Source organism: Gluconobacter sp. (assembly GCF_047723935.1).
GTDB lineage: Bacteria > Pseudomonadota > Alphaproteobacteria > Acetobacterales > Acetobacteraceae > Gluconobacter.
The window spans coordinates 1-26,161 of sequence record NZ_JBDOBO010000035.1 but is presented as its reverse complement, the minus strand read 5'-3'; the positions used below and the strand labels follow the sequence as shown (position 1 = coordinate 26,161).

The window sequence follows — 26,161 nt, the reverse complement described above, 5'->3', positions numbered from 1 at the left end:
CATAACCTGAAGGCCGCAGGTTCAAATCCTGCCCCCGCAACCACTTCCATCATAAATCACTCACAATCGACTGCTGATTGCCATGAAATACTGGCTTATCAGATACTTATCCACGTCTCGACCTTCGAAAGAGGGCCGGGCGATCACGTGCGTGTACGCATCGCCATGGCCTACAGGGCCGCCTCAACCGGTTTCTCCGATCGTTTGTTCAACACTCATCGAAGGAAACCAGGCAATGTCTGAAGATCAGGAAATGCGCGAGGAAATCCTTGCCCGAATGAAGGGCCGAATCCGGTTCAATGTCACCACAGACAGGATCGAAGCGATCGTCGGGGAGCCGGACGAACATCTCCGGTGGGAGCCGATCAACAGGCTCACTATGCTCCAGCATCTTCCACCCCTGGTGGTGGAGAGGCTCTGGGACATGTTTGCTGATGCGGCAGGGTGGGGGTTCTATGCCGAAGACAGGCTGTCTGGCGTGAAATTTCTCGGGTTACACAGGGTGGCAGAGTATCTTGAGGAGGAGGAATGCATCCGGATTGAGGAAATCCCGATGCCTTCCTTCTCAGCACTGCCACAGGCTGTGAGTCTCGAGACCTATCTTGCTGGGCGAGACCGGACAACAATCGCCGAAATCCTGAAAGCCGTTCCAGATATATTGGAAAAAGACCTGCCCGACAGCCTCAGGGAGGCAGGGTGGGAGACACGGCGGTCAGCAACAGGACGCTTCTGGGTGAAAGTTTGAAACGGGTAAACTAATGAACCGGCTCTCCTTCTCACCAGAGAAGGAGAGTTGGCGCACGCCAAGCAGACAGGCAGCAGTCGCCTCATTTAAGACATCAGCAGACATTGCCAAAGTCCAAGGAAGGCTCGGGCGATGCTAACATCGCGACGACACCCATCTATGATCATCGTTGGATACCGCCTGAAGGACAGTCCAACATTCAAAGTCGGCTACTACTGAAGCGCCGGAAAACGTCCACCTGAATTAGCTACTCCTGCCCGTCAGAAAACTGTAATGTATGATGTTGACGGGTAGAAAACCGGCCTACTGTAAATCCATCATCTTCAAGCTCAGGCGCAATCATAGAGGTTGCAAAAATTAGCTGATGTTTTGATGTCGCGTTTTCGCACCTTTTAGCCAACTGTAATTGCAGGTTTCTGGTTCGATCTGGCTCCATTCCCTTGTCTTCCACGATGTCTATCATGCAAAAGCGTGGATGGCGGAACATTCTGTCTTTCGTCGCCGCAAAAAGAAATCCTGCAGCAAAACTGGTCTTTAGATAGGCTCTCGAGCTTGCGGAGAAATAGCTTTGTTCGTCTACCTTGACCCGATTGGCGGCAAAATCGAATTCGACATGCTTCGAAATTTCAAAAGCCTCTTCACGCAACAAGTCGTCGTGTAAAAGACCAAGCACTTCCTGAGATATCTCTCTCTTTGCGAATTCAAATCTGGATTGCTGTGATGCTCGCGCTGTGCTGATCGCCATGCGTAGACGACCAATCTCTGCAGATAAATCTTCTTTTCTCATTGATAAAGCATTTAAGAGATCGACTATTTTCGCACGTTGCTCCAAGTCCTCTAATTGCCGATCAAGATAGCCGGCTTGACGTTGTAGAAGCCGCAGATGTTCTTGCGCTTCCGAAGATGGCAGGCGGGACAATTCCCGAAGTCGCGCGGAGGCGGTTCGCCAGAGCCCTTCGAGTTCAGTCAACTGCCGATCCAGGTTTTCTAGCCTTTTTATGCGCTCTGCCTGCAACAAGCGTGACTGCCGGACCTGAAGCACAATCTCGTTGATTTGGGCGGCAATGCGACGCTTGGAACGGTCAGGATCGAACGGCGACTTGCACAGGTGACAGCTTTTTACATCGTGGCTTTCATTTAGCTGAGCGTCACATGATGGGCAAAAGCGGAACTGAGTATTGCCAATTGCTTCAGCAATTAATGACGTGTCGCCGAGGGCAGTCAACTTTTCTTCCAAACTGGCAATAAATCGATCAGAGTCTACCATTTCTAAAGCGTTTGCATCTCTCCGAGTCCTCACACTCGTCAACTTCTCCTGATAGTGCTGCACTTCTTTGTAAGCTTTTTCATACGCAGCCCGTGATACTTGATCCATGTCCGACGTCTGGAATAGCTTGGCCTCTACTCCCTCGATTTCTTTTTGATTAGTAATCTGTTCGTTGAGTATGCGCGCCCGTTCAGCGTCGATCCAGGATCGCGTCAGGCTTTCTCCGGTTTGCCCGAGGACGGAAAACAGACTGCGCAACTCGCCACTAACAACGTTTAGTTCCTTGTCGCACTCACGCAACTTAAGCTCGTTCTCGTACAGAGACCCGTCGTATGCGCCGCACAGCAGGCGTCCTACTGCATCGCGCAACAATGCCGAATCGAATGGCTCGTAACGGAAGAGTTCATCGATGGGCGACAACTGGTCGGCATAAAGCAGCCGGAGTACTTGATGGATAGTAACGTTGCCGCTGGTCTCAGTCCTTACCTCAGGCAGTTCGAGAAGCCTGAAAAGCATCTGCGAGAAGCTTTCGCGGCTTTGCGATCGTTGATACGGATAACGCAGCCATTCACTTAAGGGTGCTTTCCGAGCCAACTCATAAGGACCGCCAAACACATCCATCGGCTGACGGGTGCTCTGGCTCACTTCTCGCGAGAGTGTGACGGGCTTTCCACTAAGTTCTGCCTCGATGATAACTCGCGTGCAACGCCGTGCCGCGTCGCTCCACTCAGACAGGTCGCCTCCTAGACCATAGAAAAGGAAGTTAAGGATCGTCGATTTTCCTGACGCATTCTCACCGCGAATGATGTTAAGTCCGGAATGAAACGGCTCATCATAGACGGTACGGGAATGGGACTGGATCACCATGCGGGTCACAAGCAGCGCTGGGTCAAACTGCATCATATCGATACTCCAACAATCCGGTGCGATGCTTGATCCCGTTAACTCCGTCCAGCGGGTAATCAGATGCTAATGTATTTAGTGCAGCCAGCAGACTTTCCTCCGCAGCATTGACTGCTAGTAGGCGATCGGTCAGGGCGGCCGGAGCATTTGCCTCGCTAGGTACTACCCAGTCTGCCTCCAACTCGTCGTTTGAGAAAAATCCTTGAAGCGCCAGTGTGTTCACTGCTGCATCTTGGTAAGGCTGCATGCGTTCGAATAGAATCGCGTCTTCAGGTCGCGGACCATATGATGCTGCACGCTTCGTAGCAGCAGCCTGATTTTTTAAGCTCCGATGTTCAGGGCGCAACCTTATGTTTTTTAAACTTTCTGGAAATAGAAGGTAGAAATCAAGAATGCGGAACAGAACACGAGGGAGGGGCAAGCCCGTCCTAAGCCCCTGTCTCAATCGGAGCGCACGGAATATAGAGTGCAAAGGATCGAATGCAGGTTCATAAGTGAGCTGTATCATGCGTGCCACCGTACGAAGCACTGCTCGGCCAGCCAGTAGTATAGCCCCATGGTGACCATAGCATCCATGCTGAGCGGACAGTCTCCGACTTCATCCATCAATGGCCGGACAATCCTATTGGTAACAAGATCATTGTAGGTCTGCCGATCAAGATTAGCGAGTAGCGGTTGTATCTGCATTCGGAATTCATGTACGGCTAACGACAGAAGATGCACAAAAATTTCCTGTGCCGAGGAGTAAAGGGCCCATTTATCAAGGAGCTTCGCAAACATCTCCTTTTGTTCAAGGGCGTCTAGTATCTCGGCGTCACGGTCCGCGGCGCGCAGTTTCGGCTCCAAGCCTTCTATACCATCGATAGACCGGCGCCGATTGTGGTAACGCTGTAAGTCATTGATAATTTCGCCGACCTGAGCGTCCTTAGCTATTTCGGCAAGCAGGCGTGCTTTTAGAGCATCAATTTTCGAACTCCCCGCAGGGCGGCGCAGATCAACAGTGATGTTGGTCAATTTGTCACGACCGACGAGATCGCTTCCTGCGCAGGCGCCGGCCTGATCTCTGCCACCGATCATGCGATTGCTATGAATCGCTGGGAGACTGCCGCGTTGGCGTCGCGGTTGTTACCTTATCGCGTCCCACAATATCCCCTCCCGCCCGGGAGCGGCGTTGATCGGAAATCACAGCCTGTCCTTTTGCTCGCTGATCACGGTTGATGTGCAAGGTCAGAAAAGAACCGCCTGCAAGACCCGCTAGGAAGCTGACTATTTGGGACCAATGCTGTGTTATCAGATTGAGCATTTTAATATCTTACGGATATTAAACTTCGTCTGCAACCTTCTAAATCATCGCTGGAGCGGGCCCCATGCTCGATATGGGGAGGTATCCAGATTGCATAAGTGACAGTGAGAGGCCAACAGGCTCTCGTGTCGCAATGTCCGATGCAGGGCTCGGTGACGGTGGAACCTGACATTCTACTCCCCTCTCATTGCGGTCAAAGAGCTCTATTTTTGCAGCATCATTTCCGCCATCCCATCCAGCTGGGCCTTGTGTCGCTCCCAGTCCGGCATCACGCGTTCCAGCAGCGACCAGAAAGCAGGTCCGTGGTTATGCTCTTTCAGGTGGCACAGTTCATGCAGGATCACGTAATCAATGCAGTCACGCGGAGCTTTAACCAGATGAGGGTTCAGCGTGATGGTCCCGCCCGGTGAGCAGTTTCCCCATTGGGTCTGCATCACCTGAAGTTTCAGGGCTGGGGGTGTGGTGACCCAGAGTGCTGACGGCAGCAGCGCGCCCAGGCGTGTCCGAAACACATCCTGTGCCCTCGCAAAATACCAGAGTTCCAGCAGCTTCTGAATCCGTAAGGCGCTGCGTTCCTGCACGGAGACCTCCAGCCGTCCGCGCAACATCCGCACCGTCTCTGGCGCATCAGGCTGATGCTGAACCTTCAGGAGATGTCGTCGCCCCAGATAGAAGTGGCTTTCCCCGCTGACATAGGCGCGCGGCGTGGCATGTTCCTGCACCGCCCGGAAGTCCCGAAGCTTTTGCCAGATCCAGCGGGTTTTCTGACGGAGCACTTTCTCCAGATCAGCCTCTGTCGTGCCGTCTGGCACAGAAGCCTCCACACGCAGGTCAGGGTGCACTTTGATCCGCAGCGTCGTGCCGGGATGCGCACAATGGAGCAGGTTCACCTGGATCTGCTCACCCCCATAGGTCAGAATGCGGTGCTCCTTGTCGCCCATGCTCAACCACGTACTGTATCAGCAGGTCCGGCCCGCATGATCTGAATGACCTGCTCGATGACCTCCTGAGCCTTGTCCACACCAAAGCCCGCTTTCTGGCCCGTGCTGAATAGAAGCGGCAGCAGTTCTTTCCTGACCGATTTTTCCATATCCGGACGGCTCAGCGAGTTTTCCCGCACCGCCTTGTCAACGATTGTATCGATCTCGAACGCCAGATCAATCCAGCGCTGTTTCTCCTCATCCGTCTGCCTGTGGTTGAAGATGGCAGCTAGCGTTTTCAGGAATACGCCATAATAGGCCTGTGCATGGCGGTGCCCGTCAAAAACAGACGGGATATTCTCCAGCTTGCGGTTGGCCACCTGTTCCTCAAACTCCTGAAACAGCATGAACTGCTTGAGGGGATGGTCGAACAGGCTTTCCGCTTCCTCGATCACCTTGCGCAGCAGGGCCGAGAACGCCTCTTTCGCATACGGATCATCCTGCATCTCGTGGTCGATCATCTTCGTCACACGGGTGCGGATCAGATCCGTCTCGTTGCGGGTTTTCTCCTCGCTCCAGGTTTCCGGTTCGTTGTCTTCCGGCTTCTGCCCCATCTTGCCGACTGCATACAGGCCGCCAGACTCATGCACCTTCACACCGGCTACGTGTCGGTCCAGCAGCTTCTTGACCTGCTCGGCATACTGGTCGAAATCCACTGTCTCACCCGTATCCTGCATGACCATCTGGCGCAGGCTGGTCAGTTGCTTCAGCGTCTCCTTGTAGGTGGCGCGGTCCTTTTCCGTGAAGCTGGTGTCTTCAAAGAACGCCACGGATTGCAGCGCCACTTTCAGACAGGCGGCAAACTTTGTCAGGGCTTCATAGAAATCATCCCGGCGCTTGAGGTTCACGTCCACCATCTGGCCGTGTTCCTCTACCATGCGGGGCATAAGCACAGCACGAAGCTGCTGGAGGTCGCTTCTGTTTTTCACGCCCTCAAAAATGGCCCATAAAGCTTTATGCAAGGCAGGGAGTTCGCGGTATTCCGTGCTCATCTGGCTATAGAGCCCGGCAATGTCCTTCGGGTCATAGCCGCCAACATTTTCGGCTGCCAGTTCGTCATAGCGGGCCAGTGTGGTGTCCAGCTCTGCCAGAATACCGCGATAATCAATCAGCAACCCGTGCTTTTTCTGGTCATGCAACCGGTTCACGCGGGCAATGGCCTGGAGCAGGTTGTGCTGCTTCAGCGGCTTGTCGATATAGAGCACCGCGTTCTTCGGTTCATCAAAGCCGGTCAGCAGCTTGTCGACCACGATGATCAGCTTGAGGTCCGGGTCTTTCTCGAAGCGCTCGATGACGCCGCGTGTGTAGTCATCCTCGCTCTGGCTGCCGACATTGCCCTTCCACCAAGTCTGAATCTCGGGCTGTTTGCGCTCATCCACTTCCGTATGGCCTTCGCGCGTATCGGGCGGGCTCATGACGATGGCGCTCTCGAACAGACCGACCTCATCCAGATACTGCTTGTAGCGGATGGCGGAGAGTTTGCTGTCACAGGCCAGCATGCCCTTGAGGTCCTTGTCGATGTTGTTGTCGAAATGCGTGGCCAGATCCATGGCGATCAGCCGGATACGGTCATCCGCCTTGTAGACCTGATTGGCGCGGGCAAAGCGCTTCTTGAGGTCCGTGACCTGCTCTTCGGTCAGCCCCTGCGTGATGCGTTCGAACCAGGCATCAATGGCGCGGTCGTTCACATCCAGATCGGGCTTGCGTTCCTCATAGAGAAGTGGGGTGACGGTCCCGTCCGAGACAGCCTGCTGCATGGTGTAGGAATGGATGATCCTGCCAAAGCGGCTCGTGGTCTCACTGCCCTTGAGCAGCGGTGTGCCGGTAAAGGCGATGAAGGCGGCATTGGGCAGGGCGTGCTTCATGCGGGCATGGTTCTCACCGCCCTGACTGCGATGGCCTTCATCCACCAGCACAATGATGTCCGCGCTGTCATTATGGCATTCGGGCAGAGCGGTGGCGGTGTGGAACTTGTTGATGAGCGAGAAGATGATCCGTTCCTGCCCATGCCCGATTTGCTGCGCCAGACGGCGGCCTGAGGTCGCGAGCGCCTCTTCCTTGTCCTTCTTGTCCGCCAGTTCGCCACCGGTGGAGAAGGTCGTGCTCAACTGGCGTTCCAGATCCTTGCGGTCTGTCACCACCAGAATACGGCACTGTTTGAGGTCGTCATCCAGAATGAGGGCGCGGCTGAGGAACACCATGGTGAAGGACTTGCCGGACCCGGTGGTGTGCCAGACCACGCCGCCCTCACGCCCGCCATCACTGCGGCGGGACTTGATGCGTTCCAGCAGGCGCTTGATGCCGAAAACCTGCTGATAGCGGGCGACGATCTTGCCTGCCTTGCGGTCGACCAGCGTGAAGAACCGCGCCATGTCCAGCAGGCGATCGGGCGAGAGCAGGCCGATCAGCAGCCGGTCCTGATCCGTGACATGCAGCGGGCGGGACGCCCAGTCCTCGAACCACGCCCGGTCTGATGGTTTTCGCTCGGCAAACAGCTCGTCTTTCTGGGCCCCTGAAAGCGGCGTGTTCTTGAGCGTCTCCATCCGGCTTTCGGGGATGTCCTCTTCCTTCCAGCTTGCCCAGAACTTTTTGGGCGTGCCGCAGGTGCCATAGCGCCCGTCATGCCCGGTGATGGAGAGTAGAAGCTGGCTGTAGGCAAAAAGCTGGGGGATTTCATCCTTGTTCTGATTGCGGATGCTCTGGGAAATCCCGGCCTCCACCGTCGGGCCTTTGCCCGGCTGCCCATTGGGGCGCTTGGCCTCGATCACCGCCAACGGAATGCCGTTGACGAAGCAGACGATGTCCGGCCTGCGCGTCTGCGTCAGATCCGTGCGCAGAACGCTGTATTCTTCGGTAAAGGTAAAGCTGTTGTTCTTCGGGTTCTGCCAGTCGAGCAGCGGAATAGTGGGTCTGGCCTTGCGTCCATTGATGCGTTCATGTGCAACAATACCGAACAGCAGATGCGTGGTCATTTTGTCATTGGCATCGCGCAGACCGGAAACAAAATCCGGATGCGTGACGTGCGACACCAGCGCATCAATGGCCTGATCAGACAGGTTGTGTTCTTGGCCTTCAAACGTGAAGCGCCGCTTTTTCAATTCCGCCCGCAGGAGTGTGTCCAGCACCACCGCACTCTGCCTGCCGCCCCGCAAGGCCAGTGCCTCGGATGGGGGCAGAAACCGCCAGCCGAGCGTGCTGAGCAAAGCCAGTGCAGGCAGTTTGGCGCTGTATTCTTCCTGAAATTTCGGGGCAGAAACCATGATGTTCAAATATCCTGTAAACTGAAATGACTTAATCGACCGTCACGCGGCGCTTGCCCGTGAGAAGCTGCTGCATCAGGGCTTTCTTCTCCTGACGCAGGCGTGAGAGGTCGGATTCAATGGATGTGATTTCTTCGTCCGCTGTGGTCAGGACAGCGGCGATGGCTTTTTGTTCGGGGAAGGGGGGGAGGCGGACGCTGACTTTTTGGATTGCTTTCCCAACTATTTGAGGTTGAGCAGATCCAGAAATTATATCTTTAAGGCCGCGATGATTTAAGTAATAATACAAATAAATATGGCTACAGTTTTTTTTGACTTGGTCTAAGCACATCGAATTCCCGGTAATATAAGAAGGACCTTTTATGAGTGACACTGTTCCGCAGGTGGACCCCCGACATGTAACTGTGACAGTGTCCTCTTCGTGGTTATATTCGGAAAAATATCCAATAAAACCGTTCGCTCCGTAAACGGGGAATCCTGAAAATGTAAGATCTTTGGAAGAGATCGTTGTCCATTGTTGGGGCTTACAACACGCGGCTAGAGTGGATAATTTCCACTCCCCCGTGAATCCCGGCAGGCGTTTTTTGCCTGTGAGGAGTTGCTGCATGAGGGCTTTTTTCTGCTGCTGGCTGTTGGCCAGAAGCTTCTCCGTCCCCTCAATCGCACGATCCCACGTCGAGAGGATCGCCGCGATCTTCTTCTGTTCGGGGAGAGGGGGGAGGAGGATTGGAAAAGTTCTAATCTGTTCAAGAGCTAATTTTGGTTGAGCATTGTTGGTTTTTACATTTTCAATGTATGACTGAATAAAAGGTGATCTAAGAAATTCCATGAGGAAAATTTTGTTTGCTTTTATTTCTGAAATTCTATCAGCATTTTCTGTTAAATTTGCTCCGTTCAATTCATCTGGAATTGATCCGATAACTCCTATTGTTCCTGCTACAGTAATAAATAGGTCATCTTTGAATATTCTATATTTTTCAATGGCTTTTGACAAATTCTCTGGAACATATTTTATATTTGAAATGCATGCTCCGCCATCCAACATGTCTGTTACTCTGATATACGGATAGCCTGTATCGTGGGAAACTAACATACCGCCTTTTGGAAGTCGTTTTCCCCCCGTGACTTTGGAAATTTCGCCCAGTTGAACATTTTTCCACCCCTCAGGAAGCATAACCCAACTCCTTCAGATAAGCGTCCATCTGCGCTTCCAGCTTGCTCAGTTCCGCCTTGATTTCCGCCCGTTCGGCCCGAACAGCGTTCAGGTCGATTTCCTCTTCTTCCTCAAACGTATCGACATAACGCGGAATGTTCAGGTTGTAGTCGTTCTCTTTGATCTCGTCCGGCGTGGCGAGATGAGCGTATTTTTCCACGTCCTTGCGGGCACGGTAGGTGTCTACAATCTTCGTAATGTTCTCTTCGGTCAGCACGTTCTGGTTCTTGCCCGCCCTGAACTCTCGGCTGGCATCAATGAACAGCACGTCCTTCGTCTTGCGGTCCTTACGGAAGATCAGGATGGCGGCAGGAATCCCTGTGCCGAAGAATAGCTTTTCTGGCAGGCCGATCACGGCATCCAGTAGGTTTTCCTCAATCAGCTTTTGGCGGATCTTGCCTTCCGAACTGCCCCGGAACAGCACGCCATGCGGCACCACCACACCCATGCGGCCCGTGCGGTCTTTCAGGGTGGCAAGCATGTGCAGGATAAAGGCGTAATCGCCTTTGGTCTTGGGCGGCACGCCACGGGCAAAGCGATGATGCACATCCTGTTCCGCCTCGTCATGCCCCCATTTGTCGAGACTGAAGGGCGGGTTGGCCGTCACTACGTCAAATCGCATCAGGTGGTTTTTATCATCCAGCAGCTTGGGGTTGCGGATGGTGTCGCCCCATTCAATGCGATGATTGTCCTCGCCATGCAGGAACATGTTCATCTTGGCGAAGGACCATGTCGAGCCAATGGCCTCCTGCCCATACAGGGCGTAGTCCCTGCTGCCGTTGTGGTTCTGCGTCACTCGCTTACCGCACTTCATGAGCAGGGAGGCCGAGCCGCAGGCCGGGTCACAAATGCTCTCACCCGGCTGAGGGCTTAAAATACGGGCCAGAAGTTCACTCACTTCCGGCGGGGTATAGAACTCGCCCGCCTTCTGCCCACCGCTGGCGGCAAAATTCTTGATCAGGAATTCATAGCCATTGCCAATCACATCCAGATTGCCAACGCGCGAGGGGCGCAGGTTCAGGTCCGGCTTGGCAAAATCTTCCAGCAGATGCCGCAGAATGGTGTTCTTCTGCTTTTCATCGCCCAACTTGTCAGAATTGAAGCTGATGTCCTGGAACACGCTTTTGCCCGCGTCCTTCAGCTTGGTGCCATTGGCCTCCTCAATGGCGTGCAGCGCCTTGTCAATCCGCTCGCCATTGCCGGGCGTATTACGTTCTTTATAGAGGGTGTAGAAATCGGCACCTTTCGGCAGAACAAAGCGTTCCTGCGCCATCATGGCTTCGATCAGATCAGGATTGTCGCCATACTCCTTCTTGTAGCCGTCATAATGGTCCTGCCACACATCGGAGATGTATTTCAGGAACAGCATGGTCAGCACGTAATCCCGGTAAGTGTCGGGGCTGACAGTGCCGCGAAAGGTGTCACAGGCGTTCCACAGCGCCTTGTTGATGGTATCTTGTGAAATCTGCTCGGTCACGAACTCAAATCCTGTTTCAAAACATGTGATAAATATCAGTCTGCCAGAAGGTCTCTGGCAAGCCCGGTCATGATCTGCTGGTTGGTCTGGCGCAGGCGGTGCAGAAGCGCGTCCTCGCGTTGCATGGCGTTGGCCAGTTCCACAATCTGTTCCTGTCGGGGCAGGGGAGGCAGCACGACGGGCGTGGCTTCCAGCACCGGCCGGGCAATGTTGCGGACCAAGGTCGAACTCTGGCTATTCTGTTCCAGATACCGCTGCGCCGGTTCCTGATTGAGCCACCATGCCAGATAGGCGGGCAGCACGTCGGAACGTGTCACGCGCAGCAGAAAAAAGTGCGGAGCGGCGACAGCCTGAAGGCTGCCAATGCTCTCATCGATCAGAACTGCCTGAGACACATTGCCACGGGCAGGGAAGAGAATATCGCCCGGACGCAGCCAGTCTGGCTCACGCCGTCCGGTTACCTCGGTGCGCACGCAGGACGTCCAGTCCACTCCTGAAGAGGAGGTGTCCCGCATCTGCACGACAGCTGTTTCAACTCCCGCAACGGGGTCAATCCGTCCTCTGAACGGGTGCCCCGCCGAGATGCTGGCGACTGCCACTAAATCCATTTTCTGTGCGCCATTTGGTTTCATGTGATTTTGGTAGGCGATCGGGAGGGCACCGTCAACAGGTTTTTGCCATTAGCTTTCGTGCAGAGAAACGCTCCCGAAAATTTTGTCTTTATGGGGTAATGACGCGTCATGACGGTGTCACTTGGGTGTCACTTCTATCGCACCTTTGGTGCTCTCTGAGAGGCCGGAATGACGGCGTCATGATGCCTCCTCAAATGGTGTCATGGAGCCAGTGCCCCCGTCAGGGCCTGTCATCTGCGGTGTCATGACAGGTGTCACGCAAAGCGTCGTTGGTGTCACAATTCCTGGTAAACGGCAGAAAACAGCCATTTTTCCTTTTCCCGGCGTGTCCTGGCTTTTGCGTGTGTGAGGGCACGCTACCTCAATTTCATATGCATGCTGCGCAAGCCTATGAAATCGCTACGTTTTTTTCTTTTCTATCGCGGCATTTTTGCGACGCAAAAATCAAAGCCGCTCTTTTTCTCCGCTTCCACTGCTCTTGCACCTGCGGTGCGCCCTGATGACGGGTGTGACGGCGTCATTTTTCAGGACTGGGGGCTTTTGAGGCGCACGACCCTAAATTCCCCATAGGATTTTGTTCTCTGCATCGTCGGGGAGTGAGGATTGGGTTGGGGCGTCTCGTTCCTTCATGCTTTGAACGAGAGAAAACAATGTCTGATCGTATTACGATTTCGTCCGCCACCGAGGTGGACCTCATGCAAATTGTCGCCCTGCACAGGCTGCTTGATTTTGCTGTTAGTGAGGCTCTTGCCGGTAACGTGGATGACAGTGTCCTGGAAGGCGTGGTCATCCTGACACGCATGGTTGGCCACAAGGTCAGGCTGGTTGCCAACAGGGTGCTGGGGAGTGATGCCTCTTCCCGCGATGACTGAAGCCAATGCTGCGAATGAGCAGTAAGCCGCTACAGCTTAACTTTCCCTTTTCATAATACACGCATGTTCTCAGAATGCTCGCTGAGTAATGGGGAACGTGCGTTCACCTTACGGACACTTCAAATGACACCCGCTTTACCGAACAATGATCGTTTTAATAATGCTCTTCCAGCCTGGATGTTTACTGGTTTTTTCCGCCCGAATGACATTGAGCGTTACGCGCAGCTTTCTCATGATCTGCTGGTGACGCCGACGCCGCAGATGCTGGAGTTCTGTGATGGAGGCCACGAACTGGTTGCCCGATATAACCGCGACAAGGCCTTATGGCGCACCTTTCGTCAGCGTGTGACAGCGTATCATCGGGATCTCCCTGCTTGGCAGGAGCAGGTTCGCGTCAATAACTACCGGATCGGCTCCATTGTGGAACTGGCTGTTTATCGGCGCTTGCTGCAAGAACAGGAAAGCGGCCTCACGATTATGGTTCAGCCACCCATTCGGGAGTTGGGAAACAGAGGATTTGCCGACTTCGGTCTTTATTTCAAAGGGCATCCTACAGTGTACATTGAGGTTGCCGGGACCGTTACGAGTGCCGGGCAGTCGGTCTCTGAAAATGCTGAGAAATTCCGTATTGGCATTGAGGAGCGTCTGATGCGTTACATGGGAGTCGCACCTGTAGAGGTGATCCATATCGATGAGGTCTGCAATGTGTCCGCGCAGACAGAGCGGGTGCGTCAGGCTATTGAGCGGGCAAAATATGCATAACTCATTCCTGTTTAAGAATGAATTACCGAAGGAAAAATAGAGACATTAGCGGATAGCGTTTATCCGGTGACACGGGTCAGCCCATGACGGCTGGCCCGTCTCTTCAGAGGTTCGGAGTTTGCTCTAAATTTCGATTCTTGGAAGGGGTGTTCCATAGCATCCAATAGTCGCGAAAAAACGCGCAATATGCTGAAAATAAAGATAAAAAATATTAAGAATTTTCGATCACTTTTTCGTGGCATATGAAATTGAGGTAGCGTGCCTTTCGGAGGCTACTAAAGTCCGGTGTGCAATAGTGGCGTCATGCGCTCCAGACAGGGGAAAGCCAATGACTCACACTAAAGTGGCAGAGCACACTGCCGCGAATGACAATCTGACGCCGGAAGGTGTCGAAAAAGCTGTGCAGAAAGCAGTTTTTACAGTTGCCAGTCTTATCGGTCGCAGAATGGCACGGGAGCACTTCGCGACGCTGACCGCCGCCAATGACAACGGGCCCAGTAATGCAAAGGACCAAGCCAAAAAGGTTCGGATAGAAGGAGATTGCACATGAGCCGAGTTGCGGTGTACGCTAGATATTCCTCAGATAACCAGAGTGAAAGCTCGATTGAGGACCAGTTCCGCCTTTGTCGTGAGCACGCGGCGCGGGAGCGATGGCAGATCGGCGGCATGTGTCAGGATGCTGCCATTTCAGGGGCGAGCACGATCCTGCGGCCCGGCATTCAGGTGTTACTTCGTGATGCGCAGACCGGGAAATTCGATGTGGTATTGGCCGAGGCGCTGGACTGCATTTCACGCGATCAGGCTGATGTCGCGACCCTGTTCAAACACTTGCGTTTTGCAGGCGTCGCCATCGTCACGCTGGCCGAAGGGGAAATCTCGGAACTGCATGTCGGCCTGAAAGGCACGATGAACGCGCTGTTTCTCAAAGACCTTGCCATGAAAACCCATCGCGGGCTTCGGGGCCGGGTGGAGAAGGGGAAGGCTGGTGGCGGGCTCTGCTACGGATATCGCGTGGTGAAGAAGCAAGACGCCAATGGCGAGGCGATCCGGGGGGATCGTGAGATCATCCCCGAGGAAGCTGAGGTAATCCGCCGCATCTTCCGTGCCTTCGCCGCCGGGCAAAGCCCCCGATCGATCGCTGTGGCGTTGAACAATGAGGGTATCCCCGGCCCGCTGGGCCGCGCTTGGGGTGATACGTCGATCCGGGGCCATGTCTCGCGCGGAACTGGGGTCATAAACAACAAGTTATACGCGGGCGTGCTGGTGTGGAACCGCCAACGCTTCATCAAAGACCCGAACACGGGCAAGCGGGTGTCCCGCCCCAATCCAGAAAGCCAGTGGGTCAAGACCGAAGTTCCGCATCTCAAAATCGTGGATGATGACCTGTGGCAGGCGGTGCGACTGCGACAGAAGGCCATAGAGGAGAAAGTCGGCCCTTGCCCGACGAACACGCTGGAAGGCCGCGCCCGGCGGCTGCATCTGGCGAACCGACCTGTCTCTCTTCTTTCCGGCCTTCTGTCCTGCGGCTGCTGTGGTGGTAGGGTGGGCCTGATCGTCAACAGCCGGTTCGGCTGTCTGAACCACCATCGCCGGGGCACCTGCGCGAATAACCGCACCATCCCGCGCCAACGGATCGAAGAGCGGGTTCTGGTGGGACTGAAAGACCGGCTGGTATCGTCTGACAGCGTAGCCGAGGCGGTGCGGGCATTCGCGGAGGAAGTGAATCGGCTCAACCACGAACGGCGCGGACAGGCCGTCGCGGACCGCAAGGCGTTGGAAAAGATTGAGCGTGGCATCCAAGGCATCATCGCCGCCATTGAGGAGGGGATGTATCAGCCCTCCATGAAGGCGCGGATGGATGACCTGGAACGCCAGAAGGCGGACATCATGGAGCGTCTGGCGCAAGCACCTGCCGATATTCCCGATATGCATCCCCACATCGCCACCCACTACCGGCGCAACGTAGAGCGGTTCACCGAGGCGCTGGACGACCCGGATGGGGGCAGGGAGGCCGCAGAGGCCATTCGCTCGCTGATTGGTGGGATCGTGCTCAACCCCGGCGAGAAGCGGGGCGAGGTTCATATCTCTCTACGCGGCGAGTTGATGGGTATCCTTGATCTCGCCCATGCCGACGCAAACCAGAGGGAACCTCGTTTTATGACGGCGGCGGTCGCAGGCCCCCGCAACCACACCAATACAGTTCCAAAAAACCCGCTCTCTCATCGAGACAGCGGGGGTTTTCGTGTTGCGGGGAGTTTAGGTAGAAACTACTAAGGAAACAGACGGAAAGGCTTCCTGCAGTAATTTTCGCGTTTGGTAAAAGTATGTGAATTCTGGAATTAGCTGGTGTCATATACCCGGGCTACCAGCATCAAGTGTTTAATTGATGCTGGCTTATCCGCTAAGCCCTCCATGGGCAGGTAAAGCTATAAGCAAATCGTTCTTAAGCTCTTTTGGCTGCTTCACGTGCGGCAAGCTTTTCTTCTTCGGTCCAGACCTTGCGCTCACGCTTGACCTGCGGCTTGACCTGTTTGACTGGGCCGCCGCCTAGCACGGGTGCTCTCATGGTTGAGTGACGTGCGGTTTCTGAATGCCAAGGATGATCGGTGTGAACCATTAATGTGCGACCGATCTCTTGTTCCACACCATGCAGCCACGCACGTTGTTCGGCATCACAAAGGGTAATGGCGAAACCACTGCGCCCAGCGCGGCCGGTACGACCGATGCGATGGACGTAACTCTCGGGTAGGCTTGGGAGATCATGGTTGAAAACATGTGTGACTGTGTCGACGTCGATGCCGCGGGCAGCAATATCTGTTGCGACAAGCACCTGTACAACTCCCTCGCGGAACGCATTGAGTGCACGCTCTCGCTGCCCTTGAGATTTGTTGCCATGCAAAGCTTCAGCAGTAATTCCTGCCTCGGTTAAAAAGGCACAGACCTCATTGGCGATGTTCTTCTGAAGTGTGAAGACAACAGCCTGACCAACATCCTGTGTCTCGAGTTGTGCGAGAAGAGCTGCTTTTTTGTGGGCGGCATCCATAAACATCACCGACTGCTCAATTCGGTCCACGGTGGTCGATGGAGGCGCAATTTCGACTTTTACTGGATCGCGGAGAAGGCTCTCGACCAGCGCTGTGATAGATTTCGGCATTGTCGCTGAAAACAGAACGGTATGCCGATCTTTCGGCAGCGTTGCGACAATACGCTCGATTGGTTTTGCAAAGCCCATATCCAGCATCTGATCGGCCTCATCAAGTACAAGCGCTTCAAGTTGCGAGAGATCGCATAAGCCCTGCTCAATAAGATCCAGAAGCCGTCCTGGAGCGGCGACAATAATGTCCACGCCATTTTCAAGTGCATTGACCTGATGAAATTGGCTGACACCGCCGAAAATCGTTGTTAGGCGAAGGTTCAGATTGCGCCCGAACTTCTCAAAACCATCTGCAATCTGGGAAACAAGCTCACGTGTTGGTGCGAGTACGAGGACGCGTGCGCCACCTTTTGGTGCTGTACGAGAGTTGGCTGCCAAACGGTGGAGTAGCGGGAGCGCAAAAGATGCCGTCTTGCCTGTGCCAGTTTGCGCCATACCCAAGAGGTCGCGGCCTTCCAGCAGCATAGGAATTGACTGTGCCTGGATAGGGGTAGGTGTGACATATCCTTCTTCAGCCAGAGCGCTTAGGAGAGTCGGCGCCAAGGAAAGATCGGCGAAAGTCATGGACATGGACACGCGGCGCCTCCGGCGCTCAATAATGCTGCGCCTGGTTGGGCTTCGCTGTTTCAGAACGCGGAGTTTTACGGGTGATGCTAAGCGGGGTCAACGCGTTCAATCGGTTCTTTTATCTCTATGCGCGCGTCACATCTCCTGCGGTTCTTACAAGTACTCCCACCTAATAATTCATGATTTTGCGATATCTCGCATCGCCACCACCAGATTCATATGAGACGCTAAAAGACGCTGCGGGAGCGTAGGGAGATAAATACGAATGGCTTCCAGTCTTTTTGACTCTGGTAGTGTTGCGAAAGGCGGACGCGAGCTTTCACCATCACTGCCCGCATCATAACTTTTAGCGATCGCATTGATGAGGGAAGGTGGAACGGAAGCCAGCAACGTCCTTTGGGCAGGAGTTAGAAGTCTGTCTCGCAAAGGGCCAGACAGGGTCCGAATTTCAGAGACTTTTGGAGGTTCGTAAGGCTTGAGTTGGGACAGCGGAAATTCGACTTCTACGCCATTGCTTTGCATCACATAACCAGTGGAACCTTCAATCTCGACAAGTTTGCCGTCATGGGCGCCTTTGAGGTCCGAAACATGATCGCCGATCGAGAACTGTGCCATGGCTAACCTCACAATATGATGTGTCATAGGGGGCTATGAAATGCTTGGGCGTCAAGCAGGCTGCCACCCGTCAAACACTTTTTTCTGTTTGACTTCGCAACTAATAATCATTGTGAAGTAATAAGTAGAAAATAGATCTATATTTACGTCTTTGACGTAGGTATGGATCTGCGTCAGTCTCTCATTGCTGAAATCGGGATTGTTCCATAGCATCCAGGAACGCACCCAAGTGCTGGACGTTTCAGGCGTTCGCCGGCGCCGAGGTAACTCTCTTATTTCGCAAAACTCATGCGATGGTTCTTTGACCGAAGTTATCAGATACGTCTGTGACATCCGTCTTTGTATAGAATAATTGTTTGTCTCGGTAACGGATGGAAGCTTTTCTTGGAATTCCATCCTATAAAATTACAAACCGAATTGCTGACGAACTTTTTGATGATAAAGCTTTTGCCTTTCAGCTTGCCCGTCAGAAAAATGTAATCTCCTTGAAACAAGCTCATGCATGAATTTTATTTCTTCGAGATGAGTATTTTGATTGAGCGTATGGGTCGAAGACGATTGATGCCGTCTATGAATGTTCATGGCATCGCTAACATAAACAACACTAACGTCCTTATTATCTAAAAGCTCAAGATAAACGCGCCAGTCTCCGGCGACTTTCAAGACTGCCAAGTCTTTCTTGCATTTCTTTAAAGCGGCTTGCATCGCTGTTTTTTGAAAAATAGCGCCGCTGACATTGAGAACCAGATTACGCTCAGACAGGCATGTTTGGAGAAAATCTCGTCCACTGAATTGCCCATCGTGTTCAAGGAGGTTCCCGGATGCTTCCATGCAATATGGTTGATATGATGCGGAAAGCGGTGCGCCGTTCTCATCTATTGAGCGGCTATCACAAAATGCCATGACCGTGTTCGGGCACTGATGCGCAGCGTGAACAAGTTTTTCCAAAAAGTGAGGGTCACAGAGATCATCTGCTTCCGCGATCCATACCCATTCGCCTTGTGCCTGTTTGAGTGCTTTCTGCCATTGAGCGAAGACCGATCCGGAAGGGCGTCTGCCTTTGATGATGCGAACGTCACGTCCCCACTCGGCAGCAGTATCCACCGCGATCTCGACGCTCTTATCTGTCGATGCATCATCGAGAACGATAATTTCCAGGACTGGAAATGTCTGCGTAAAAATGGAGACAAGCCTGGCCTCCAGATAACGAGCGTAATTGTAAGAGGGGACTACGACAGACACTGATGGGACTTTTGGCGCAGCCAGTCGCAGAAGTTGCTCAGCGTAAGGGCGAAAAAGAAAGGACTTCCCGAGTTTGCGTGCCGCGTCCTGTCGGCTGGTTTGAGTGCGGCCTTTTGACCATTGGGCAAGTTCCAGCGCTGCCAAACTCATGGCTCTGACATCGGCGAATGGCACAATTGTATTGCATGTTGTCGGGTCGTCTTGCAGGCTTTTAAGAAGCTCTGGAATGCCACCGTTGTCTGCAAAAGACGTACAGGGCAGGCCTGATGCCAGAGCTTCCAGGACGACGGAAGGGTAGGGGTCTTCGCGCGAGGTCAAAGTAAAGACGTCCGAAGCAGACAGCCAGTCCGCAACGTTATGAACACGACCTGGCATATGGAAGGTGCCGCTTGCCCGGGCATGATCGATTTCGGTGCTCAAACCATCCTGAAGAACCGGATCAATCGCGCCGACCCATACACAGTGTGCTTGCCCGGCGAGTTTCCGCCAGAGCTGGAGAAACAGGTCGAAGCCTTTCCGCATATCCGCGTAGCCAACGCCAATGACAAGCAGATCCTGAGCGTTAAGGCCCAACTGCGATCTAAGCGCTTCCCGGGAAGGCCGGTTGAAGGTTGTCTGATCATACAGACCCTGCGGCAGGATCGTTATGTGAGGGTGTTTCTCCAATCCTAGGCGCGCTGCACAGGAGTGTGCGGGGACGACAATTGATTGTGCCGCCTCGCATGCGTCCCGCATGGTTTTCCGTAGATCTCGGCTTTGCAGGAGGTGGGGCAACTCATGAACGAGGAATGTGTAGGTGATTGCATTGTTATGCAGTGCAGGCGCAATGGCTGATGATGCCGCGCTATTTAATATTGCGTATTCAAAACCTTCTGCCCGCAACGTATTCAGGCGCGCCATGGCATGGCCAGTTGTAGGAGGCAGGATTTCAACAGGGGCAATGGCCCGGTAGTCTTCCATCATTGCGCCGCCTTCAAGCAGAATGAAGCGGATATCGACACCAAAAGATCTTCGGAATGTCCGACCTGTCTCCAGAAGGAGTTTTTGCGCGCCGGCAGGAAAAGCATCGTGCCCAATCAGCAGCAGGCGCACTTTGTTTGAGGAGCTTTTGAAGCCGGTGCAGGCTCTGGCTGTGGCATTCAGATAGGCGCTCCCATAATGAACGTCTGGCTCCAGATAGGCACCTTCTGCCCATTCATTCCACGCATTGATGCAGACAATGGGTTCCCCAAAAAAGCGGTTCTTTTGCGCGGAGTTGACGAGGCCATTGAGCCATTTCTCATAAAGCTCAGGAGTTGACCCGTGCATGACGAGGCCGTTGCCCTGACGTCGTGCGTCATTATCCCATGAAGGCGCCGCTGTGCGGATAAGGGGAAAAGACGGGCTTGGCTGTCGGAGCGCATTTTCTACAATATCCGCGTAATCGTAGATCTGCCCTCTGAAGTCTTCGTCAAGAATATGAACGTTTTCATTGATGAGGCGGCAGTCGGAAACGACTTTGTGCGGAGGGAATTCAATGGCTCCTTCAACACCGAAGGAATGAGGGTCTTCATCTCCAAAAGCCTGTCCCATAATAAATATGGGGTTGAGACCATGTCTTTCCCGAAAGAGTTCACGCCAGCGCGCAAAGGCCTGTCGTGCATTGGGAATAGTTCCAGGGCGATACACCATGAGGAGGGGGCGATCCCCGATCCTGATATATCGGGGATCGTGCATATGTCTGGAGAAGCAGTCTACGAGAGCGATGTCATCCGCATCTCTGTAATGCTGGGCAATCAGAATATCATCTTCTGACCCGTCCCAGCGGCGGCTCCAGTTCTCGTTGGCCCACATCAAGCAGAATGGAAGGTCAATCTGAGGGTTGGCCAGAAGCATTTCCAGCGGCCCATCAAGCAGACGCTTTTGATTGAACCAGTAAAAATAGAAGACAAACCCTTCAATTCCGGCGGCCTTGGCCATTTGGGCCTGACGGTCCAGAAGGTCTGGAGAATTCAGAGTGTAATGACCCAGGTCACGCGGAATCCGGGGCTGATAATGATCTGCGAAGCGGGGCAGTCCGCGCGACGTATTGGTCCACTCTGTAAATCCCTTGCCCCACCATTTATCGTTTTCTGCTGTGGCATGATATTGGGGCAAGTAATACGCAAGGACACGGGCGCGTCTGATCGCGCTCTGGGGAAGTGGGTTGAAATCCTCAAAGGAGGGGCCTGGCGCGCTACGCCGCCGAACCTCCCGAAAGACTGTGACTTCATTCGGCGGGCATGAAGAATGAATTCCCGAACGGTTCTTGTTCTCCAGATAGTGGAGAAGCGGATTGCTGTCCGGAGCATGGCGAAGATAATTCTTCCGGTAGTAAACTGGATCAAAGCCTTCAAATGGCTGCCTGGCCTCACGGAAGCCCTGGATCATGTAATGTTCCAGCGGGTCGAGGCCGGCGGCGGCTACATCCGGATAGGTTTTTAAATAAAAAGCCGGATCAAACTCAGCAATAGGCTTTAATTTCTGCGTATGGCGGTTGAGCAGGTAATGAGCCAGCGCCAGCATCCCTTGCGGAATGGGGTAAGTTTGAGTGTACCAGCCAGGATCAAACCAGCCGATTGGTCGGCGGCCTTCTTTCTCGCCTTTTGTGACGTAATGTAAAAGTGGATCTCCTAGAACGTCCCGATTTTGCGCGACATACCAATGAGGATCAAAAAACGGATTGGGTTTGCGACCCTCTTTCCAGCCATGCTGGTGATAATGCCGAAGAGCTGCTGTTCCGAGGTTCTGGAGGTCTGGATTGTTCTTCAGATAATATGTTGCATCAAACACCCCGGAGTATCCCAGAATTTGAAGCGCGCTTGGTGCGAAAGCATCCGAGGCTGCGGAGACGGCTGGGCTGGATGAATCCGGGAGAGTGTGAAGCATGAAACGGTTTTTTACTGTTTCTTAATGAATTTCAAGTGCGTTAATTTATCGTCAATAAGAAGGGTGATTTGCCGTTGAGGGCGGAGAATGTCATACCGTCGGCCCCGAAGGGCATCGACGCCCTCCCGTCGGCATCGGAGGTGGAAGACTGATGGACCGCAGTGTGTCTTCCTTTGAGGAAGATAGTCCCGTTTACACGCATCAGACCATGTACCTGGAAGAGGGGATGGATCTGGAATGCGGCGTTCATCTTGCGCCGCTTGAAGTTGCTTACTGTACATACGGCACCCTCGCGCCTGATCGCGGCAACGCCATACTGGTCTGTCATGCTTTGACCGGAGATCAGTATCTGGCGGAGCCTAATCCACTGACTGGCAAGTCGGGCTGGTGGAGCCGCATGGTGGGCTCTGGCCTGCCGATCGATACGGACAGATTTTTTGTCATCTGCCCCAATGTGCTGGGCGGATGCATGGGGTCCACTGGGCCGAAGTCCATTCGGGCAGAGACCGGGCGGCCGTGGGATAGTGAATTTCCTCCCATCACCATGCACGACATTGTCGCCTCTCAGGCATGCCTGTTGGACCATCTGGGCATCCAGCGTCTTTTTGCTGTCGTAGGCGGCTCCATGGGAGGGATGCAGGCCCTGACGTGGATTGCCGATTATCCAGAGCGCGTCTTTGCGGCTTTGCCGATTGCAACGTCGCCGTTCCACTCAGCCCAGAATATTGCATTCAATGAGGTTAGCCGTCAGGCGATCTTTGCAGATCCTGACTGGCATGATGGTCATTACAGAGACTTTGGCGCCATTCCAGCTCGAGGCCTGGGGGTCGCTCGGATGATGGCCCACATTACTTACCTGTCTGAGGAGGCTCTGAGCCGGAAGTTTGGACGTAAAGTTCGAAGTGAAGCTCCAACGGCTGTGCCGGCAGCCAGCAGTCCTTCTCTGTTTGGTGAGATGTTCGAAGTTGAGAGTTATCTGCGGCATCAGGGCTCAACATTCGTGCGCCGGTTTGATGCAAATTCGTATCTGACAGTAACGCGGGCGATGGATTATTTTGATCTGGCCGCCGAGCATGATGGCGATCTTTCGGCACCGTTTCGCAAGTGCGAGACGCGTTTTTGCGTTGTGTCCTTTAGTTCAGACTGGCTTTTCCCCACGTCTCAGTCCCGTCTTCTGGTGCGGGCGTTGAACAAAGCCGGCGCAAACGTCTCTTTTGTGGAAATCGAGAGTGATCGTGGGCATGACGCGTTCCTGCTGGACGAGCCGGATCTGGATCGAACGGTTCGGGGGTTCCTGAATGGTGCGGCTGAGCACGCAGGTCTGACGAAAGTGGAGGGGGTCTGATGCGGCTGGATCAGCGTCTGATTGCGGAGATGATTCCAACCCGGGCCCGCGTTCTGGATGTCGGAAGTGGTGACGGTACGCTCATCGATTATCTGTATCGGACGCGAAACTGCGACGCTCGCGGCATTGAAATCGACATGCAGAGCGTGACGCAGTCCGTTGCGCATGGTCTGCCGGTTATGCACGGAGATGCAGATCACGATCTGTCCTACTATCCCGATGACTCGTTTGACTATGTTGTTCTGCAAAGAACGCTTCAGGCGGTAGAGCGTCCTCGAGAAGTGTTGCGGCAGATGCTGCGCATAGGGCGCCACGCCATCATCTCTTTCCCGAATTTTGGTCATTGGCGGTTGCGTTTGCAGCTTCTGACAACCGGCCGCATGCCGATGACATCAGTGTGGAGTACGCCTTGGTATTCCACGCCCAACATACATCCGTGCACTATTCGGGATTTCCTCGCGTTGTGTGAGGAAGAGGGATATATTGTGCAGCAATGGCTTGCCATTGATGAGGATGGGTTGAAAGCGCCTTGGCGGCGTTCAATTCGCTTCGCAAATCTCTTTGGTGAGCAGGCACTCTTTTTGTTGCGTCGCGGGTAGGGGGCGGTTCTTTTCTCTCTGTGCATTGTGCATGCCCGGGAGCTTCACTGTTTTGCAAAACACGTGAAATAATAATGATTTTTTATAAATCATAGCCCTCAATTCCCTTGCGAGGCAGGGGAAGCTGCCCTACATCCGTTTGCAGATATCTCTGCCTGAAAGCAGGGAGATGCTGACGGTTTCTTCGTCATGCTGGTCGATTTTGGCACAAGGTGCTTTGCTTCCCTGATTCTTGCAGGAAAAGTGAAGTGGGCAATGTGCGAAGGCTCTCGGGCTTCCGCGCATGTCCAGCCGTGTGCCTGCGTCTCGGTGTGAAGGTTCGTCTTTCATCAACTCTCTAGGCTCAAAGCAGGCATTTTCTTCGTGCATAAAGTGCGAACTAGCTGTGCGAGCCAGGCCTTGTTATCCCTCAGGAGGGGTCCATGACCAGTTTCGCAGAGCTCAAACTTGCCGAGCCACTTCAGAAAGCACTTGCTGAAGAAGGTTACACCACGCCAACGCCGATTCAGGCTGGCTCTATTCCTTACTTGCTGGAAGGTCGTGACCTTCTTGGTCTGGCCCAGACCGGCACGGGTAAGACAGCTGCGTTCGCGCTGCCAATTCTGGACTATCTGCTGCGGCACCGCCGCCCAGCAGCTCCCAAGAGTGTCCGGGTGCTGGTTCTGGCCCCTACGCGTGAGCTGGCTTCCCAGATTGACGAGAGCTTTGCTGCATACGCACGCCACATGAAGCTGACGCATGCAGTCGTGTTCGGTGGGGTAGGGCAGGGACGTCAGGTCGAGGCAACGCGCCGTGGCGTGGATGTTCTCGTGGCTGCGCCGGGCCGTCTGCTGGATCTGGTTGGGCAGGGTCACATCGACCTTTCTGCCTTGGAGGTTCTGGTGCTGGACGAAGCCGATCGTATGCTCGACATGGGCTTCGTCCGTGATATCCGCCGCATCATGGCTCTTTTGCCTGCGCGTCGTCAGACGGTTCTGTTCTCGGCAACGATGCCGCAGTCCATCAGTGATCTTGCGCATTCCCTGCTGAAGGATCCCGCTACTGTTCAGGTAACACCTGAATCCAGCACGGTTGATCGCATCCGTCAGGCTGTAATGTTCGTGGAGACGGACAAGAAAAAGGATGCGACACTGATGCTCGTTGAGAGCTCAAATGTCGTACGTGCAGTCGTGTTCACGCTGATGAAGCATGAAGCGAACAAGGTTGCGGAATTCCTGAACAAGAATGGCATTACGTCTGAAGCACTGCACGGGAACAAGTCCCAGGGTGCGCGTGAACGTGCCATGGCTGGCTTCCGCAACGGGACGATCAAGGTCCTGGTCGCGACGGATATTGCCGCACGTGGCATCGACGTTGATGATGTTTCTCATGTCTTCAATTACGATCTGCCAAATGTCCCTGAATCTTACGTTCATCGTATTGGTCGTACGGCGCGTGCTGGCCGCGATGGCTGGGCCGTCTCGCTCTGCGATGCCGAGCAGCGTGCGTGGCTTCGGGATATCGAGAAGAAGATCGACAAGGCTATCCCCGTTGTAACCGATCATCCTTACCACTCTGACGCGGCTCAAAACTCTACGATGCGTCCGCCAGTGTTGGGTGGTGGTCGTGGCGGTGGCGGCCAAAGGGGCGGTGGTGGAAATGGCGGCGGTCGCCGTCGTTCCGGCCCTCCTGCTGGTGGACGTAGTGGCGATGGCGCTCGTCGTGGCGGCGGCGGTGGTCGCCCAACGGGTCGTCGTTGATCCGTATGTAGTGGATATTAAATAATAGTATGTAGTCCTGAGAGGAATTTTTACTTCTCCGCCTATTAAGTTAGGCGGAGATTTTTTTATACATGTCGTTAAAACTATTTTTTTATGTAATGATAAATGTGTTGTTCTTGCAGAGCGCGAATAATCCGCGGAGATGCGCCTTTTTAGCTTCAGAGTGCTGTTTGAGATTGGTCAGAAACTCTGTGCGGGGAGTTTGACCAAGTGCTTGAAAGTGGCTTGAGGACGCGCGAGGTCTGAACTGTTAAACTTCCGGAAGCACATGAATAGCGCGGCTGGAGATTGGCCAGATGCCGGAAAATTGTTCAGTTCTGGAACCAATTATGCACGGCTGCCTTCTGCGTCAGATCAGTACGAGATACGGCATAGTTTCAGACTAATCATAATCTTTTTAGGTAAGCGTTAGTTTGATCCTATAAATAGAGCAATCAGGTCAAGAAAATAACCACCAAAATTTTTGTGGTGATAGGCATGATTGGTTAAAAGGCATGTCAAGTATTTTTCAGTTAATTATATTCGCATATCATACATCTATGATATGCGAATATAATT

Annotated in this window: 20 protein-coding genes; 9 read left to right on the top strand and 11 right to left on the bottom strand. The window is 53.7% G+C overall.

Annotated features, from left to right (window positions below; translation table 11 throughout):
• Positions 1 to 243: hypothetical protein (locus ABF979_RS11250; protein ID WP_415559840.1), on the top strand; the 243-nt coding region annotated here is incomplete at its 5' end.
• Positions 236 to 745, top strand: coding sequence for a hypothetical protein (locus ABF979_RS11245; RefSeq protein WP_415559838.1), 510 nt, complete (start codon positions 236 to 238; stop codon positions 743 to 745). The genes ABF979_RS11250 and ABF979_RS11245, both read left to right, overlap by 8 nt.
• A gap of 247 nt (positions 746 to 992) precedes the next feature.
• On the opposite strand, the gene ABF979_RS11240 is transcribed toward ABF979_RS11245, so the two are convergent.
• The 8 genes from ABF979_RS11240 to ABF979_RS11205 form a co-directional block, all read right to left on the bottom strand.
• Entirely contained in the window at positions 993 to 2,915 is a 1,923-nt protein-coding gene (locus ABF979_RS11240) for an AAA family ATPase (RefSeq protein ID WP_415559836.1), read from the bottom strand.
• Entirely contained in the window at positions 2,902 to 3,423 is a 522-nt protein-coding gene (locus ABF979_RS11235) for an ABC-three component system middle component 5 (protein WP_415559834.1), read from the bottom strand. The genes ABF979_RS11240 and ABF979_RS11235 overlap by 14 nt, the downstream gene beginning before the upstream one ends.
• Complete coding sequence (locus ABF979_RS11230; protein WP_415559832.1) at positions 3,420 to 3,992, bottom strand: ABC-three component system protein; 573 nt, start codon at positions 3,990 to 3,992, stop codon at positions 3,420 to 3,422. Before ABF979_RS11230 ends, ABF979_RS11235 begins: the two co-directional genes overlap by 4 nt.
• Positions 3,993 to 4,421: 429 nt before the next feature.
• Complete coding sequence (locus tag ABF979_RS11225; protein ID WP_415559830.1) at positions 4,422 to 5,159, bottom strand: M48 family metallopeptidase; 738 nt, start codon at positions 5,157 to 5,159, stop codon at positions 4,422 to 4,424.
• 2 nt (positions 5,160 to 5,161) lie between these two features.
• Entirely contained in the window at positions 5,162 to 8,458 is a 3,297-nt protein-coding gene (locus ABF979_RS11220; protein ID WP_415559828.1) for a type I restriction endonuclease subunit R, read from the bottom strand.
• Positions 8,459 to 8,489: 31 nt separating this feature from the next.
• Positions 8,490 to 9,632, bottom strand: a complete 1,143-nt coding sequence (locus ABF979_RS11215) for a restriction endonuclease subunit S (protein WP_415559826.1) — start codon at positions 9,630 to 9,632, stop codon at positions 8,490 to 8,492.
• Complete coding sequence (locus tag ABF979_RS11210; protein ID WP_415559824.1) at positions 9,622 to 11,148, bottom strand: type I restriction-modification system subunit M; 1,527 nt, start codon at positions 11,146 to 11,148, stop codon at positions 9,622 to 9,624. Before ABF979_RS11210 ends, ABF979_RS11215 begins: the two co-directional genes overlap by 11 nt.
• A 35-nt stretch (positions 11,149 to 11,183) precedes the next feature.
• On the bottom strand, positions 11,184 to 11,780 hold the full coding sequence (locus ABF979_RS11205) for a restriction endonuclease subunit S (RefSeq protein ID WP_415559823.1): 597 nt from the start codon (positions 11,778 to 11,780) through the stop codon (positions 11,184 to 11,186).
• Positions 11,781 to 12,430: 650 nt separating this feature from the next.
• Between ABF979_RS11205 and ABF979_RS11200 the strand changes: the two genes are divergently transcribed.
• The 4 genes from ABF979_RS11200 (at position 12,431) to ABF979_RS11185 (ending at position 15,688) form a co-directional block, all read left to right on the top strand.
• Complete coding sequence (locus ABF979_RS11200; protein WP_415559821.1) at positions 12,431 to 12,652, top strand: hypothetical protein; 222 nt, start codon at positions 12,431 to 12,433, stop codon at positions 12,650 to 12,652.
• A gap of 123 nt (positions 12,653 to 12,775) precedes the next feature.
• On the top strand, positions 12,776 to 13,414 hold the full coding sequence (locus tag ABF979_RS11195) for a hypothetical protein (RefSeq protein WP_045542135.1): 639 nt from the start codon (positions 12,776 to 12,778) through the stop codon (positions 13,412 to 13,414).
• Positions 13,415 to 13,742: 328 nt separating this feature from the next.
• Positions 13,743 to 13,964, top strand: coding sequence for a hypothetical protein (locus tag ABF979_RS11190; protein WP_415559819.1), 222 nt, complete (start codon positions 13,743 to 13,745; stop codon positions 13,962 to 13,964).
• Positions 13,961 to 15,688, top strand: coding sequence for a recombinase family protein (locus tag ABF979_RS11185; protein ID WP_415559817.1), 1,728 nt, complete (start codon positions 13,961 to 13,963; stop codon positions 15,686 to 15,688). The genes ABF979_RS11190 and ABF979_RS11185 overlap by 4 nt, the downstream gene beginning before the upstream one ends.
• Positions 15,689 to 15,857: 169 nt before the next feature.
• Here ABF979_RS11185 and ABF979_RS11180 read toward each other — a convergent pair whose 3' ends face one another.
• The 3 genes from ABF979_RS11180 to ABF979_RS11170 form a co-directional block, all read right to left on the bottom strand.
• The gene (locus ABF979_RS11180; RefSeq protein WP_415559815.1) at positions 15,858 to 17,138 is read right to left on the bottom strand and encodes a DEAD/DEAH box helicase; all 1,281 of its coding nucleotides are present in this window, start codon (positions 17,136 to 17,138) and stop codon (positions 15,858 to 15,860) included.
• Positions 17,139 to 17,312: 174 nt separating this feature from the next.
• The gene (locus ABF979_RS11175) at positions 17,313 to 17,750 is read right to left on the bottom strand and encodes a hypothetical protein (RefSeq protein ID WP_415559814.1); all 438 of its coding nucleotides are present in this window, start codon (positions 17,748 to 17,750) and stop codon (positions 17,313 to 17,315) included.
• Positions 17,751 to 18,155: 405 nt separating this feature from the next.
• Positions 18,156 to 21,899: a glycoside hydrolase family 99-like domain-containing protein gene (locus ABF979_RS11170; RefSeq protein ID WP_415559813.1), complete on the bottom strand. Its 3,744-nt coding sequence runs from the start codon at positions 21,897 to 21,899 to the stop codon at positions 18,156 to 18,158.
• Between the two features lie 151 nt (positions 21,900 to 22,050).
• Here ABF979_RS11170 and metX point away from each other — a divergent pair, with 151 nt between their 5' ends.
• The 3 genes from metX to ABF979_RS11155 all read left to right on the top strand — a co-directional run bounded on the left by metX (position 22,051) and on the right by ABF979_RS11155 (position 25,582).
• Complete coding sequence (metX, locus tag ABF979_RS11165) at positions 22,051 to 23,244, top strand: homoserine O-acetyltransferase MetX (protein ID WP_415559811.1); 1,194 nt, start codon at positions 22,051 to 22,053, stop codon at positions 23,242 to 23,244.
• Positions 23,244 to 23,843 (top strand): methionine biosynthesis protein MetW, encoded by a 600-nt coding sequence (metW, locus tag ABF979_RS11160; protein WP_064273068.1) that lies wholly within the window; start codon positions 23,244 to 23,246, stop codon positions 23,841 to 23,843. Before metX ends, metW begins: the two co-directional genes overlap by 1 nt.
• 422 nt (positions 23,844 to 24,265) lie before the next feature.
• On the top strand, positions 24,266 to 25,582 hold the full coding sequence (locus ABF979_RS11155) for a DEAD/DEAH box helicase (protein WP_215751212.1): 1,317 nt from the start codon (positions 24,266 to 24,268) through the stop codon (positions 25,580 to 25,582).
• Positions 25,583 to 26,161 lie beyond the last annotated feature (579 nt).

Excerpts from the sequence above, each read along its gene's own strand:
- ABF979_RS11155 (WP_215751212.1), top strand. The coding sequence starts at position 24,266 with ATGACCAGTTTCGCAGAGCTCAAACTTGCCGAGCCACTTCAGAAAGCA.
- ABF979_RS11205 (WP_415559823.1), bottom strand. The coding sequence starts at position 11,780 with ATGAAACCAAATGGCGCACAGAAAATGGATTTAGTGGCAGTCGCCAGC.
- ABF979_RS11200 (WP_415559821.1), top strand. The coding sequence starts at position 12,431 with ATGTCTGATCGTATTACGATTTCGTCCGCCACCGAGGTGGACCTCATG.
- metW (WP_064273068.1), top strand. The coding sequence starts at position 23,244 with ATGCGGCTGGATCAGCGTCTGATTGCGGAGATGATTCCAACCCGGGCC.
- ABF979_RS11190 (WP_415559819.1), top strand. The coding sequence starts at position 13,743 with ATGACTCACACTAAAGTGGCAGAGCACACTGCCGCGAATGACAATCTG.
- ABF979_RS11235 (WP_415559834.1), bottom strand. The coding sequence starts at position 3,423 with ATGATACAGCTCACTTATGAACCTGCATTCGATCCTTTGCACTCTATA.
- ABF979_RS11225 (WP_415559830.1), bottom strand. The coding sequence starts at position 5,159 with ATGGGCGACAAGGAGCACCGCATTCTGACCTATGGGGGTGAGCAGATC.
- ABF979_RS11175 (WP_415559814.1), bottom strand. The coding sequence starts at position 17,750 with ATGGCACAGTTCTCGATCGGCGATCATGTTTCGGACCTCAAAGGCGCC.
- ABF979_RS11245 (WP_415559838.1), top strand. The coding sequence starts at position 236 with ATGTCTGAAGATCAGGAAATGCGCGAGGAAATCCTTGCCCGAATGAAG.
- ABF979_RS11180 (WP_415559815.1), bottom strand. The coding sequence starts at position 17,138 with ATGTCCATGACTTTCGCCGATCTTTCCTTGGCGCCGACTCTCCTAAGC.
- ABF979_RS11240 (WP_415559836.1), bottom strand. The coding sequence starts at position 2,915 with ATGATGCAGTTTGACCCAGCGCTGCTTGTGACCCGCATGGTGATCCAG.
- metX (WP_415559811.1), top strand. The coding sequence starts at position 22,051 with ATGGACCGCAGTGTGTCTTCCTTTGAGGAAGATAGTCCCGTTTACACG.
- ABF979_RS11230 (WP_415559832.1), bottom strand. The coding sequence starts at position 3,992 with ATGATCGGTGGCAGAGATCAGGCCGGCGCCTGCGCAGGAAGCGATCTC.
- ABF979_RS11185 (WP_415559817.1), top strand. The coding sequence starts at position 13,961 with ATGAGCCGAGTTGCGGTGTACGCTAGATATTCCTCAGATAACCAGAGT.
- ABF979_RS11195 (WP_045542135.1), top strand. The coding sequence starts at position 12,776 with ATGACACCCGCTTTACCGAACAATGATCGTTTTAATAATGCTCTTCCA.
- ABF979_RS11220 (WP_415559828.1), bottom strand. The coding sequence starts at position 8,458 with ATGGTTTCTGCCCCGAAATTTCAGGAAGAATACAGCGCCAAACTGCCT.
- ABF979_RS11170 (WP_415559813.1), bottom strand. The coding sequence starts at position 21,899 with ATGCTTCACACTCTCCCGGATTCATCCAGCCCAGCCGTCTCCGCAGCC.
- ABF979_RS11215 (WP_415559826.1), bottom strand. The coding sequence starts at position 9,632 with ATGCTTCCTGAGGGGTGGAAAAATGTTCAACTGGGCGAAATTTCCAAA.